This window comes from Bradyrhizobium sp. URHD0069 (genome assembly GCF_000701345.1).
Lineage (GTDB): Bacteria > Pseudomonadota > Alphaproteobacteria > Rhizobiales > Xanthobacteraceae > Bradyrhizobium.
Window position 1 is genome coordinate 84,549 of sequence record NZ_JNIJ01000026.1, and the last position, 13,824, is coordinate 98,372.

Genomic DNA, 13,824 nt, shown 5'->3' on the forward strand with positions numbered 1-13,824 from the left:
TTCCCTCGAGCGGCGCGCGAATGCGGCCGCCCGCACCTGGTTTTCATGAACCCTGGTTAGCGATTGCTATCTGCCAGGGGCGGCCCGCCGCGATCGCCGGTCGTCGGAACGCTGCGCTTGCGAAACCGAGGATGCAGCCAGCGAGCGGTGCACCCGATCAGCATTTGTGGCCATCGCCTGCAGCGCCTTCCGATCGATCTTGCTCAGCGCATTGCGAGGCATTGCATCGAGCTCCATGAGGCGCTCGGGAACCTTGTAAGCCGCTAGTCGTGTCGCGAGATTGTCGATTACTTCGGAGATGACCTTTTTCCCTGCCCCTTTTGCGAGCTTCACGAAGCCGACGACCCGCTGGCCGAGCACGGCGTCCGGTATGCCGACCACGGCGGCCTCCTCGACCAAAGGATGCGCCGCAACGATCGCCTGTTCGACTTCTACAGGCGAAATGTTGGTTCCGCCTCGGATGATGATGTCCTTCTTGCGGGCCACGAATATCAATTCGTCAGCTGCGCCGCGCTGCATTAGGTCGCCGGTATGATACCAGCCCCACTTCATGCTCTCCGCCGTCGATTGCGGATCATTCCAGTAACCTGCGAACAGATTTGGCCCGCGGACCAAGAGCTCACCGATCTCGCCGTCGCGGACATCGTCGCCGTTCTCGTCAACCAGCCTGACTTGCGCATCCTTGGTGATTCGTGTGACTTGCCCGGGTCGCGGACCGAAAGTAAGGGTGCCGAAGACTTCGGTTGCAGCCCAGTAATTGTACAGCGGAGCGTCGAAGGCGGAGGTGACCTGCTCCTGCAGATCGATCGGACAGGCATCGCCTCCTGTCAGGCACAATCGCAATGCCCCCAGGTTGCGCGACCGGGAGCGGTAACTGTCGAGCAAGGCCGCATATTGGGCGGGAAAGCCGACATGCAGGCTGCAACGATGTCGCTCGATCGTGTCGAGAACCGTGTCGGCATCGAACCTCTCGAGCAGCACGAATAACGCACCGGTCTGAGCGCAGGACAGAAAAGTCATCAACCCGCTCATATGCGCCAATGGCAAAGGCGCGGCGATGATGTCCTCGCTGTTCCATCCCATGGATCAGAAGGTCGGTCGATTCAGCGAGCGTTGCCAGAGTGTGAACAACGAACTTGGGCTCACCGGTCGTACGGGATGTGGTGATGAGTACCGCCGGCTTGTCCGCAGCCGGCGAGTGCAAGGAAACATCGCTCCTCGCTCCCTCAAACAGCTGCTCCCATGGCAGGCTTTCATCCCCTTTCTGGCCTGCACCAACAATGACGCGTTTGTACTTCGGCAGGATCGCGGGGTCGACCGACGCAACGCTGTCGTACAGTCCGGTTTCGCCAATATAGAGCGCAGGATTCAGTCGTTTCAGGAGCGGTGTCAGTTCGGCGAACGTGAACGCGGTTCGCAACGGGGCCGCAACGGCGCCGATGCGAAAGCAGGCGTAGTAGGCAACGATGAACTCAGGGCGGTTCATCATGTGAAGAGCAACGCGATCGCCCGGCTTCACGCCACGTACCACCATCCCATGCGCGAGACTTTCGGATTGGCTGGCGATCTTCTCGCATGTCCATGCCTCGCCATGAAACAGGAATGCTGCATTCTTCGGCCGGGCTTGTGCCTGGTGTATCAAGACTTGAATTGCCGTTGGTTTCATCGGCTGGTCTCCTTCTGCTGGAGCAGCCAGATTGTGTGGGTTCCGCTACCGCACTGTTTCAGCCATTCGGGAAAATCGTTGCGTTTGTAAGCCGGCGCATTGCGTTCCCTATGGCGCGCTTCGGCATACGTCGACACTCGGCATGCGGCCGTCGGGCGGCGAACACGAAATTAGTTACGGCCGTAACAATCCCGCGAACGACCCTGCGAAAACGACGCCAATCACCTAAAAAAGGGTAATTTTACGCGTTCTAACGCGGCTCGCCGAAACGTGTGCTGCAGCGCGTGATCACGTGTCCTATAGGAGGCGGGGGACGGAGAACTGGAATGAATGAACGGGTCACAAGCCCAGCCACCCATCCCAACGGCCACGCGTTGGGGTCGCTTGGATCGTCAACGCCGAACAAGAATCCAGACCGCAAACCGTCCAAATGCCTGGTCGTCGAGGACGATATCACCATGCGGCACCTGGTGACGAACTATCTCGAAGATCACGACATTCGAACAATCTCTGCCGCGCGGCGGGACGAAGCGGCGAGTCTCCTTGCCCGCCACCAGCCGGATCTGGTGGTGCTTGACCTGCGGCTCGGGCAAGAGGACGGGCTCGATCTGCTTCGCGAAATCCGTGCGCAGTCCGACGTTCCCGTCATCATCACCACGGGTCATCGCCGCGACGAAATCGATCGCGTGGTCGGATTGGAGCTGGGCGCCGACGACTACATCACGAAGCCATTCGGCCTGAGAGAATTGCTGGCCCGTATCAGAGCCGTGCTGAGACGTCGGGAAGCCGGGCAAGTTGCAGCGCAACGGGACACCGAGAAAGGTCGTTGGCGCTTCGGCAACTGGCAGCTTGACCGGCGAACGCGCCGCCTGATCAACTCGTCCGGTGAGCCGGTCGTTCTCACAAAAGGCGAATATGCGCTTTTAACCGCGTTTCTGGATGCTCCGCAGAGACCGCTCTCCCGCGAAAGTCTTTTGCAGGCGACGCGCGTTCACGAGGATGTCTTCGACCGGAGCATCGACGTGCAGGTGTTGCGGCTGCGTCGCAAGCTGGAGACAGACCCGAGCGCGCCCTCCATTATCCGAACTGAACGGGGCATCGGTTATGTCTTCACGCTGCCAGTGGAACCATTGTGACATCGGTTCGCCGGGCGGCAGTGGAATCGTGTGACAGCGACGCGCGATTGGAATGGCGCGTTCGGCAGCAACAAAGGCGGCACCGGTTCGCGTTACGGCCGTAGCCTCAATTGCCCGCACCGGAATGTTCCGGAAACATAGCCCCCTCAGAGTCTCCCAAACCGGAAATCTACGGGAGACACTGATGCTAGCCCTCAAACAAATGCCCTACGACCCATCGAGCTCGCCTGGTCGGGCACCGTGCCGGCTTGACGGACACGTGGCTGCTCGGGAACGATCGTCCAGTTCTGACAAAGCGCCGCTCTCGTTAAGGCCGCAAGAAAAGCCCCAGCGCACATTCCTGGCGGCCCCTTCCCGGCTGTTCGCCGAAACGTTCGCACGAATTCCGGTTCATGCCGGAAACATTTTTTTAGACGTCGTGCTTGCCGTCTTCTCCTGGGTGGTAGCGGAATTCCTCGCTGGCTGCGCGGCCTATGCCGAGGCTTGGCATCCGACCCCGGTGATTATGGAAGGATGTGTTGCTCGCCGCGCCCCCGTGCCGCCTCCGGCGTCGAGCCGTCCCGGCGCGAGGTCTGACCTGAAGGCTATTTCCAGCAAGGCAACACCGGCTATCGAAGGTGCTGGACTGCGTCTGGTCGGGCAAGCGCGATCTCTTCCCGCAACGATGTCCTGCCCCGAACATCGGGCGCCGACACAACATACGCCGAGCGCTCGACAGCGCTGGTACGCCCCGATCAGAGCAGCCGCATCCGTTTTGCTGTCGGCGATCCGCGAACGACAAGCAAGGCACCAGGCCTTGATCGAACTCAGGACCTTCGATGACAGAATGTTGCGCGACATGGGCATATCGCGCGGGGAGATTGAATCCATTGGCAGGCGAACAATCTGGCGGGAATGACGCGATCGCGCTCACTTGGACTCACTGCCAGGATCTGCCGCCGACTCCTGTGGTCGGTTTGCGCGGGTGCCCTGCTCTCAAGCATAGTAGTCGCAGAGCCTCAGCTTCTTTCTGGACCTCCGCAAGCCTGGCTTGCGGACGATCAGGAGCCGATCACGCCTATCCCGCCGCCGCCACGCGCCGATCCCCTCAAGCTTGCTCTTGGGGAACGCCTGTTTAGCGATGTCCGTTTGTCTGCACATGGCGATCTTTCCTGTTTGTCCTGCCATGACATTCGCACCAACGGAGCCAACGGCCGCAACAGCCGAACGTCACAGGATGGATCAACGCCATCGTTCGACACGCTCACCATTTTCAATGCTGCGCTCAACTTCAGGCTGGCCTGGGACGGGCGCTTCCGTACCCTCGAGTCACAAGCCGAGGCATCCCTCGAGAATCCCGCCAACATGCACACCAGCACTGCCGAAGTCATTCGTAAGCTGAACGCCGATCCGGGGATGATCAGACAGTTCGACGCTGCCTATGGTCATGCGCCGGACCGGGAAAGCTTCCTCGATGCGCTTGTGACCTTTGAAAGCTCCCTGCTCACTCCAGGGAGCCGGTTCGATCGCTGGCTCGAAGGCGATGCATCGGCGCTTACTACAACCGAGCTGGACGGGTATCGCATGTTCAAGTCACTCGGATGCAGCTCCTGCCATCAGGGGGTCAACGTCGGGGGCAACTTGTTCGGGCGGTTGGGAGTGTTCCGCGGGTCGGTTTCCGGTCCAGCCAGGATGCGCGTGCCGAGCCTGCGCAACATCGCGACGACGGCGCCCTATTTCCATGATGGCAGCGCGGCAACCCTCGAGGGGGCCGTGCGCCGCATGGCCACGGCGCAGCTGATGCGGAAACTGACCGATGACCAGGTCACGCTGCTGGTGGCATTCCTCAACACTCTTACCGGAAATTATCGTGGCAATCCGGTCACTGGAGCGATGCCATGAGCATCGCACCGCACGTCGCCAAGTTCGTCTGCCTCGTCGTACTGCTCAGCTGGTTCTCGTTGCGCTCAATCAATCCACAGGCTGAGCTCTTCGATCGTGCACTCGCCGAACTCGATCGCTTCCGAATGATCGAGAGCGAGCTCTACCGGGACATCTTCACCGCCCGCACCGGCATGTTGCGCAACTACGATCCACTGGTGAAACAGATCAAGGCCTTGCGCTCCTCGATCGAGCGGCTGCGTTCGATCTCCGCCATCGATCACGAGACGATGCAAGCAGTCGACCGGCTGGCCGCGTTGATTGACCGGCAGGAAGGCTTGGTGGAGTTGTTCAAAACCGAAAACGCCCTCCTTTACAACTCATTGTCGTTTCTCGGACGCTTCAGCGTCCGTTCGATCTCCTCGGATCTAGACCCAGCGATCAGCGCTACCGCTGCTGCGATCCTTCACCTGACGCTCGACAGATCGCCGGGAACGGCGCGCGACGTCCATGAGCGCCTCGACGAACTTGACCGGCAGGCCAACCGAACCAGCCAGGAGGATTCGGTCGAGGCATTGCTTGCCCATGGACGACTACTGCATACGCTCCTGCCCTCCGTTGACCGCGCGTTGAGCGAGATGCGCGGATTGCCGCAAAAGCAAAATCAGGACGAGCTTCGCGCCCTGATTCTCAAACGGCAGATTGCGTCGAGGAAGTTGGCGCGCTGGTTCCGCGTGCTGCTCTACGGGACTTCCCTGTTGCTCGTGGTGTTCCTCATTGACCTCGGCCTCCGCCTCAAGTCGCGCGCCAATGCGCTGCAACGCCGTGCTGCACTGGAGCACGTGATCGCTCAAATATCGATGCGCTTCATCAATGCGCGGCCGCAGGATCTCGATGCTGAAATCGACCGGGCGATGGCCGACCTGACGGCTTATAGCGGCGCTGAGCGCGTATATCTTGTGATGTCCCGCCTTAGCGGGCCTTCACGGGTTTGGCACCAGCCTGGAAAGAGCGCTCCGCCCGGGTGGCCCGAGCTGGCGTCCGACCTCGCGGCGCGGATCAAGACCGGCCCCGACGGCGTAGTCCATATCCCCCGGGTCTCTCAAATGCCGCCGGGCGACGAAAAGAATACCTTGGACAGCTTGGGTATTGGCGGATGGGCATGCGTGACCAGTACCGACCACGAGGGACGGACGGCCACACTCGGCTTTGACACGGTCGGCAGGCCTTGCCGCATTTCGCATGTTGGCGAGCTCGCCCTTTTACGTATGGCGCTGGATACGCTTGTTCACGCGGTCGAACGAAATGCGATTGAAAAGGAGCGCAGGCGCCTGGAAGCGCGTTTGCAGCAGGCGCGCCGCATGGAGACGATCGGTACCTTCACCAGCGGCATTGCTCACAACTTCAACAACATACTAGGCGGCATTCTCGGCCATTCGGAGGTGATGGAACACCACGTGGGCTCGGATGCCAAACTCATTGGTAATCTTGACGGAATCCGCCGCAGCGCTGAGCGGGCGCAGGATCTCGTCAGCCAAATCCTGGCTTTCGGTCGCCGTCGCGATATTCGCCGCAAGCCTCTGAGCATCAGCGCCTTGATCGCCGAGACCGCCTCTATGCTGCAAGTTTCGCTGCCTTCTCACATCGAGCTTGCGATCCATCAGACGCCGGTCGCGGCGATCGTCCTCGGTGAGCACGCCCAGCTTCAGCAGGTGCTTCTCAACCTGTGCCACAATGCAGCCAACGCGATGGCGAATGGCGGCCGCATCGAAATCGCAACCGAGCTGCGCCAAGTTTCCGAAGCGATTTCGCTAAGCCAGGACGAACTTGAGCCCGGTCAGTACGTTTGCATAGCCGTTTCCGACATCGGCAAGGGTATGGACGAACCGACACTGAGACGCATTTTCGAACCTTTCTTCACTACCCGGGCGTCGGGGAACGGCCTGGGCCTCGCGACGGTACGCGAGATTGTGCGCGATCATGGTGGAGGCATGAACGTACACAGCAAACCCAACAAGGGAAGCCGATTCGAGGTTTGGCTGCCCCGGGTTACCGCCACCGTGTCGTTGTCGGAACTAAGTGCAGCCGTGCTTCCCACAGGAAAGGGCGAGGTTGTCATGCTTGTCGCCGGAGACGACGACTGCATGCTGAGAGACGAGGAAATGCTTGCAGCGCTCGGATATGAGGCGGTGGGCTTCGCAACCGCTGATGCGGCGCTCGCCGCATGCAAGGCGAACCCGGGACGCTTTGACATGGCGGTCCTCGGCGAACTCGGATCGCCCGGCCGAACGCTCGAATTGGCAACAGCGTTGCACGCGCTCGTTCCACATCTTCCGATCGTGATCGCCATCAGCTCTGCCATTGAGATAAGCGCTGATACACTCATGACGGTGGGACTCGCTGATGTCGTTCGCTGGCCGATAGTTGCCGAAGAGATCGCAGTCACGCTCGCCCAGAACTCGACGTGGGACACGGTTATCACACATCCGGAGCAGCATCTGTTGCCGTCACCGACGCAGTGATCCGAGCGATCTGTGGCGGCAACAAGATCCGAGCATTTCCGATGTAACCACATCTCCACACGGAGAGATCAAGTCGTAACAGCAAAGGGCGAAATTTACTCCGGTCATCAGTCGCGGAGTATCAAGATGGACAACAGCTCTCTCGATGTATCCCTCCGAAGCATCTCTTCGCCGTGGATTTACTGGAGAAACGAATGTGAGATCCAACGAGCCGTCCGTGCGCTGACTGAGTTCGAGGATCAGACGCTGCGCGACATGGGTATACCAGATCGTTCCCAAATCGAGTTCACCGTTCGGTTTTGCCGCGAGTGCTGACGTCTCAAAGCGACCGTTGCGGCGGTACTGCTTACGATCTTGCCTCGCGCCGGTACGGTCACGAACTTGCAGTGAGGTCGATCTGTAGGGCTATTGCTCGGCAAGGAAACGCTGGATCGCATCGTTGAACGAGGCGGGATCCTGTATGAAGGCAAAATGGCTGACGTTGGCGAGGAACAGCAGCCGTGCGCCTGGAATCGTGGCTGCAATATATTCGGTGTGCTCGCGCTTGATGCCTTCGTCGTGCTCGCCATCCACCACCCACACCGGTGTCCGGATGGCGCGGAGCTGTGATACCGCCGTCGCTCCAGCCGATGATGGCCGCCTTGTCGATCTTTAGATTGTCGAGCAGCGCGATGACGTCATCCGCCATCAGGTCGTAGCCGAACGGCCGCTGGTCGCGCGTGCTGCGCCCGTGACCGCGGCTGTCTACCAGAATAACGCGGTGCGCCTGCGCCAGCACCCGCGCCTGATCGGCAAGATAGTCGGAGTTGGCGAGCCCTCCATGCAACAGCACCACCGGCGGGCCGGCGCCGACCTCAACATGATACAGCCGGATGCCGTTGATTTCGGTGCGGTCGGCGTGACCACCTGCGACCGGAGTCGGCGTCGGCGGCAATGTCTTCCATAACTCTTCCGCAGCGGCGTAGCGCAGCGGCAACGTCACCAACAACAGAGCAACTAAAAGACGGAAGCTCTTCACTTGGTGCCCTCCTGTTCACCGAACATGAGGATGCGAAACGCGATGGCTGATTGCCGCGGAGTTCATCGCGACTGCCTTTCTTACGCTCGTCTCACGCGATCTTTGGCGCGCGCTTAATCAGGCCGCCGCAGATCAGCCGCCGCCAAACTTGGATGGATCATCGTAGGAAGGGGGATCATCGTGGTAGGTACGCACACCACCCGGAACCGTGTCGTCGCGGTAGATCCGCGCACCACCCGGAACCGCGTCGCTTGGGAGCATACCGAAGCTCGAGGTCACGGCATGGCTGGGACGAACGACGACATGTCGCGATTTGGAAGAATGCCCTCTTGGGGCGGCGCTCGCAGAAGCACAAAGAGCGATCAAAAGGCCCAAAGCCAGAACAGAACGCATCGCATTTTCTCCAAGCGACCCATCTCCGTTCTTACGTGGCGCGTAAGCCTGTACCGCAGCAATCTGTAACAGCTCCAAGATTGCTCAAATCAAATCGGGGTGATCATGTCGGGGTGATCATGCGGCGTGCCGTAAAACCACCCCGAAGCCGTTGCTTCACACCAAGGCTTCACACCAAAGCTTCACACCGCTCCGCGCGAGACCAGGCGCGCGGCCAGGTGCAAATGCCTCGCACCTCTCCTGACCTAGCCCAGGCGATTGATGAGCACGATCTAGCTCATTTGAAGCCAGTCTGGCTGGCCGAAGTGGTCGATTCGCGGTGTGCCGTTGCGAGGCGTCGCACCGGGCTTACGGGCAACGAAATACCCAAGGCGACGATTTTCTGGCGCCGCCTATTTTCGCATAAACATTGTTTTCAGCAGCATTGTTTTCAGCCCTGGCGCCCGCCTCCCTTCAACTCAGTACCCGCCAGTCTCGCAAGGGATATTGCCACCACCCCAGGGTTCTGTAGCAAATGCGCCGACGCGCGGCGCCGGAATGCAGGCTCCGCCATAAATATCTCCACGATAAACATAACGAGCCGTGGGAGGGACGCTCGCATAGGCGTTTTCAGCGGCGTGCCGCCTGGCTGCGTAATTTTCGCGAGCCATGGCGGGCGTTGCCAGCATGGCGGTGGCGATCAATCCGACTGACAAGAGCTTGATTGGCGTCATAAAACTTCTCCTTTACGTGAAGCAAGCCAAAGACGTTTGGCCGTACTCACGACATGTGGATAGCTGCGGGAATTTTTAAACGCCACATCTGCTCACGATCATTCAACGCGTCGTGAGAGTTTGCAACGACGTGGTCCGTCACGCCGCCACGTGCGACACGCGTCAGCGCCCCTGACAATTTTGTCCGTCACCCCAAAAAGACTTTTGCAACGGCATCCCCCTCATCACCGACGTTCGCTAGGAGGATCGGCAGGTCCGTTCGTGCCAAGAGTGACATTCCAGGACGATTGGTACCAATCCAATATACCGGCCAGCCTACTTCGTGCAGATCGACGATAGCACGACGACGTCAATGCCGTGCAGGCGCCGCGAACAGTCCGAGAAAACTTTGTCGGAATGACTCGGCCCGCTTTGTCGGAATGAGGAACCCGGCCTCGCCTAAGCAGCTGAAAACATTGGAGCGGGTGAAGGGAATCGAACCCTCGTATTCAGCTTGGAAGGGTTTCGGCGGCTGAATACTTTCAACGCTCATTCGGACAAAAAACCTATTTCCACGCACTGATCGCAAAAGCATTTTTCGCTTGGTCCGAACGTCGGCGCAACCGTGACCGGCAATCACGGTGACGCGAGGGTTTTCGGGATCGCTCATCGCCGAGCGAGCGCGATCCGTCCGATTACGGGGCCATGCGGTGCCGTTCAGCAAGGATCGGAAAACGTGATCCGCCGCCGCGTGAATCATCGCGGCTGGCAGCGCGAATTTGATGATCCGATCCCGCTGCCCGACGGCCGAATGCTGCTCACCCTGCATGACGCCGCGACCTACATCACCAACCTGCCGAAAAAGGAGTGGGCCCTGCCGAAATGGCAGGCCGCGATCGAGGCGCTGATGTTGGTGGCTGATCTAGGGGGTCCGACAATGTTCGCCCGGAATGGCATGATGCGCGCATTGAACCGGTATCATGTTCGGGAGTTTGATCCGTCGCGCAAGGAACATCACTGGGGGGGCGGAGAAAGCTCAAGAGAGACCAATGACGGTTTGGGTTTACGTCGACACCAGCAAGCAGGTCGGCGACCGCGAGCACCTAAAGGTCTTTGCGAGCGAGGACGCTGCTGAGACATGGCTTACGGAAAACGACCCGGAGGGCGTCGCGTTCGAATATGAGGTTCTGGAGTGAACCACACCGGCCGCCGGGTGCATGCCACCATCACGGCGCGGTGCCGGATTTCTGCATGCAGACCTGGCACGGCGGTTTTCAACAAACAGCTTGTGGAACTGCGACGTCAGCTCGCAAGCTGTAGCGGCTTGCCGGTACCGCCCGGCCGGGGGCATTCTGCGCGGCATGGGCACCAAGTCACGCGAGACGATCTACGGCGCATCGGTCAGGGCATCGGCGGAGCGCGCCGCTGAAGCGCGCAAGGTCGCTGATCGGCTCGCCTGTGAAGCCTGGAACAAGCGCATGCTCGGTTTTCAGGGACCGGCCCAGCCCTCCCCGGCACTGGGTGACGCGCTGAACACCAGCTACCTGTATCTTGAGGTGAAATGCCTTGGCTGCAGCACGCATCAAACGGTCCCGTTGAATATCGTGCGTCGGCCGAAGACGACGCCCATCCATGAACTGGAGCGATACATGCGTTGCCGCCAGTGCTCCGAAGTCCGGGGCTATCCCTACAAGCGGAGCCATCTGGTCGCGCTGCGCACGACCAGGATCACGGCGAGCGATCCGCCCTCGACGTGGTGGCCGGGAGAACGATAGTGCGCATGGACTGGCAATTACTCGAAACATTTTCATTTGGCGACCATCCAGCACTGGCCGATGAACTCGTCGGGCTGGTGCTCGAAGGCAAAAAGCGCGCTACGTGTTGGGCGGTTAGCGAGGGGCTGAAAGGAGCCGCTGTAGGAAAACCCATGGTGGCGCTCGATGGCAAGAACAGGCCGCGCGTCGTGCTGAAAACGATCGAGCTAACGCAGCGCCAGTTCGATCAAGTCGATGAGGCATTTGCCTATGACGAAGGTGAAGGCGATCGGTCACTCGCGTATTGGCGCGAAGCACACAAGCGCTATTTCACGCGGGCTGGTCTATTTGAGCCGCAGATGATGCTTTGGTGCGAGCGCTTCCGAGTGGAGCATGTGATCGAGCGGTACTGACAAATGTGCAATCTCTACAGCATCACGACGAACCAAGCGGCCATCGCTGCGCTGTTCCGCGTGGTCAACCGCTACGTTGGCAACCTGCCGCCGATGCCCGGCGTGTTTCCCGATTATCCCGCGCCCGTGGTCCGCAATTCCGGTGCCGAACGCGAGATGGTGCTGATGCGCTGGGGCATGCCGCCGCCTCCGAGAACCGGCGGACCGCCGGTGACCAACATCCGCAATACCACTTCCCCTCACTGGCGCGGGTGGCTGAGGCCGGAAAGCCGGTGCCTGGTCCCGGCAAACAGTTTCGCGGAATACGCGCCAGAACCCAATCCTGAGACCAAGAAAAAGGACGTGGTCTGGTTCGCGCTCAATGACGACCGGCCGCTGTTCGCCTTCGGCGGCATTTGGACCGAGTTCAAAGGCGACCGAGGCACCAAATCAAAACCGATTTCGGGCCCGCATCTTGTCTATGGTTTTCTGACGACGTCGCCGAATGCCATCGTCGAGCCGATCCACCCGAAGGCGATGCCGGTGATTTTGACGACCGATGAAGAACGGTACGTATGGATGCGCGCGCCGTGGGATGAAGCGAAGGCACTGCAGCGCCCTTGCCCGACGATGCCCTGAGCTGGTTTCCCGGTGAAAGTGACGGTGGGAGAGCAGTTTTCGGCTTACCTTGTTCCGGCCCACCAGAAACTGGCAAAAGGCGACTATCAGCGGATCGGCTTCACCGACTCGTTCGGCAGATCGCATTGGGCCCCGCGTCAGGACATTCTAAGAGCCCTGCCTTACATTCGCGAAGAATGCGATCGATTGGCGAAGCCGCCGCCATTAGCGCGCCACGCGCCTGATCAAGGCTGGAAACGGCAATTCGACGAACCGATAGCCCTGCCTGCCGGACTGGCGCTGATCACCCTGCGCGACGCCCCAACCTACATCACCGAGCTTCCGAAAAAGGAAGCCGCAGAGCCGGAATGGCAGGCCGCAATCGAGGCGCTGATGCTGGTGGTCGAGCTAGGCAGACCGACGATGTTTGCGCGAATCGGCGTCATGCGGGCATTGAACCGGGGCCACGTTCGCGCGTTTAACCCGTCTCGCAAGGACCCTCACTGGGGACGCCGCAAGCTGGCGCGAGATCGATGAAAACAGTCTGGATTTACGTCGATACAAGAAAACAGGTCGGCGACCGTGACCATCTCAAGGTGTTTGCAAACTCGGACCTTGCCGATGAGTGGTTCGTGATGAACGATCCTGAAGGCGTCGTGTTTGAATACAAGGTCATAGGCGTAGATGACGAAACCGGGTCAGGACGCCAACGGCATCGCTAGGACCGGCCGATCATCACATGAAATGCCCGGCTGCGGCCGGTGGTTCGACATGCGCGATCTCGGCCAAGTCGCCGAGCACGTCCACGATGCTTGGAGGAACCAGCCCCCTGCCACCACCCGGTCAAGGCACCGTGCATTAGCGCGGTGTCGCACCACTATCGGGAACGTCGCAAGCCGGCGCGGCATCGGCAATGATGTCCGGTTTGACGCGCATTCCGGACTCAAGTCGGACATCGCGCCATGTCCGATAATGGGATGGACCGGCTGCTTCCCCCACGGGGATAGTCTGCAAAGACTATACCGCAGCACCCGGAGAAGCAGCTCATGGATACCACCACACCGCCCTTTGCCTCGATCGGCATCGACATTGGCAAGGAAGTCTTCCACATCGTCGGCTTCGGCACTGACGGCAAGATTGCTTTTCGTCGCAAGATCAAGCGACTGGCACTAGCCGAGACCTTCAAGAAGTTGCCACCTTGTGTGGTCGGAATGGAGGCATGCCTCAGTGCGCACTTTGTCAGCCGGGCCCTGCGGCAGCTGGGCCATGAGCCGAGGATTATCCCGGCGATCTATGTGAAGCCGTTCGTGAAGGGGCAGAAGAACGATTACAACGACGCCGAGGCGATTGCCGAAGCATCCCTACGGCCGAACCTGCGCACCGTGCGCGAGAAGACGCAGGATCAACTCGATCTCCAGGCCTGCCATCGAGTTCGCTCCCGCCTGGTCTCGCGGCGGACGGCGACTATCAATCAGATCCGAGCGTTCCTTATCGAGCAAGGCATCGCGGTTAGGACTGGAGCAAGAGCTCTGCGCAACTCTCTCCCCGCAATTTTAAAGAACCGCAAGGACGAGATATCACCACGGATGAGCGGCCTGATCGCTGGCCTTTATGAAGACTGGATTTTGCTCGATGAGCGAATCGAGACGATCGCCAGCGAGATCGAGAAGATCAGCGAGAAGGAAGCCAACTGCCAGCGCCTCATGAGCGTTCCCGGCATTGGCCCACTGATCTCGACCGCCGTGGTCGCTGCCATTGGAACCGGCGAGGCAT

14 protein-coding genes and 1 pseudogene are annotated in these 13,824 nt (G+C 60.0%); 11 read left to right on the top strand and 4 right to left on the bottom strand.

What is annotated here, in order from left to right; all coding sequences use genetic code 11:
- Positions 1-66: 66 nt before the first annotated feature.
- Both N554_RS42715 and N554_RS43035 read right to left on the bottom strand, forming a co-directional pair.
- A complete protein-coding gene (locus N554_RS42715; protein ID WP_256378744.1) occupies positions 67-1,020 on the bottom strand; it encodes a class I adenylate-forming enzyme family protein in 954 nt (317 codons plus the stop codon).
- Between the two features lie 127 nt (positions 1,021-1,147).
- Positions 1,148-1,666 (bottom strand): annotated as a pseudogene (locus N554_RS43035) (AMP-binding protein); the annotation flags it as partial.
- 326 nt (positions 1,667-1,992) lie between these two features.
- Here N554_RS43035 and N554_RS0117300 point away from each other — a divergent pair.
- The 4 genes from N554_RS0117300 (at position 1,993) to N554_RS0117310 (ending at position 7,184) form a co-directional block, all read left to right on the top strand.
- Positions 1,993-2,802 carry a response regulator gene (locus N554_RS0117300; RefSeq protein WP_081851294.1) on the top strand — a complete coding sequence of 270 codons (810 nt, stop codon included), beginning with the start codon at positions 1,993-1,995 and terminating at the stop codon, positions 2,800-2,802.
- A 184-nt stretch (positions 2,803-2,986) separates the two neighbouring features.
- On the top strand, positions 2,987-3,700 hold the full coding sequence (locus N554_RS38425; protein ID WP_197033604.1) for a DUF1127 domain-containing protein: 714 nt from the start codon (positions 2,987-2,989) through the stop codon (positions 3,698-3,700).
- The gene (locus N554_RS0117305; protein WP_029584612.1) at positions 3,697-4,683 is read left to right on the top strand and encodes a cytochrome-c peroxidase; all 987 of its coding nucleotides are present in this window, start codon (positions 3,697-3,699) and stop codon (positions 4,681-4,683) included. Before N554_RS38425 ends, N554_RS0117305 begins: the two co-directional genes overlap by 4 nt.
- Positions 4,680-7,184, top strand: coding sequence for a two-component system VirA-like sensor kinase (locus tag N554_RS0117310; protein WP_051677533.1), 2,505 nt, complete (start codon positions 4,680-4,682; stop codon positions 7,182-7,184). The genes N554_RS0117305 and N554_RS0117310 overlap by 4 nt, the downstream gene beginning before the upstream one ends.
- A gap of 373 nt (positions 7,185-7,557) precedes the next feature.
- Here the strand turns inward: N554_RS0117310 and N554_RS38430 are convergent, their stop codons facing one another.
- Both N554_RS38430 and N554_RS38440 read right to left on the bottom strand, forming a co-directional pair.
- On the bottom strand, positions 7,558-8,202 hold the full coding sequence (locus N554_RS38430) for an alpha/beta fold hydrolase (RefSeq protein WP_245283634.1): 645 nt from the start codon (positions 8,200-8,202) through the stop codon (positions 7,558-7,560).
- Positions 8,203-9,053: 851 nt separating this feature from the next.
- On the bottom strand, positions 9,054-9,308 hold the full coding sequence (locus tag N554_RS38440) for a hypothetical protein (RefSeq protein WP_081851297.1): 255 nt from the start codon (positions 9,306-9,308) through the stop codon (positions 9,054-9,056).
- 604 nt (positions 9,309-9,912) lie between these two features.
- Here N554_RS38440 and N554_RS42090 point away from each other — a divergent pair.
- The 7 genes from N554_RS42090 to N554_RS0117370 all read left to right on the top strand — a co-directional run.
- Positions 9,913-10,422, top strand: coding sequence for a hypothetical protein (locus tag N554_RS42090; RefSeq protein WP_245283635.1), 510 nt, complete (start codon positions 9,913-9,915; stop codon positions 10,420-10,422).
- A 226-nt stretch (positions 10,423-10,648) separates the two neighbouring features.
- A complete protein-coding gene (locus tag N554_RS0117345) occupies positions 10,649-11,062 on the top strand; it encodes a hypothetical protein (protein WP_029584616.1) in 414 nt (137 codons plus the stop codon).
- A gap of 5 nt (positions 11,063-11,067) precedes the next feature.
- The gene (locus N554_RS0117350; protein ID WP_029584617.1) at positions 11,068-11,454 is read left to right on the top strand and encodes an ASCH domain-containing protein; all 387 of its coding nucleotides are present in this window, start codon (positions 11,068-11,070) and stop codon (positions 11,452-11,454) included.
- 3 nt (positions 11,455-11,457) lie between these two features.
- Positions 11,458-12,072 (top strand): SOS response-associated peptidase, encoded by a 615-nt coding sequence (locus N554_RS0117355; protein WP_051677535.1) that lies wholly within the window; start codon positions 11,458-11,460, stop codon positions 12,070-12,072.
- A gap of 24 nt (positions 12,073-12,096) precedes the next feature.
- Positions 12,097-12,588 carry a hypothetical protein gene (locus N554_RS0117360; RefSeq protein ID WP_371259494.1) on the top strand — a complete coding sequence of 164 codons (492 nt, stop codon included), beginning with the start codon at positions 12,097-12,099 and terminating at the stop codon, positions 12,586-12,588.
- The gene (locus tag N554_RS35985) at positions 12,585-12,773 is read left to right on the top strand and encodes a hypothetical protein (RefSeq protein WP_036053444.1); all 189 of its coding nucleotides are present in this window, start codon (positions 12,585-12,587) and stop codon (positions 12,771-12,773) included. Before N554_RS0117360 ends, N554_RS35985 begins: the two co-directional genes overlap by 4 nt.
- Before the next feature lie 324 nt (positions 12,774-13,097).
- A partial coding sequence (locus N554_RS0117370) for an IS110 family RNA-guided transposase (RefSeq protein ID WP_029584620.1) occupies positions 13,098-13,824 on the top strand: 727 nt, incomplete at its 3' end.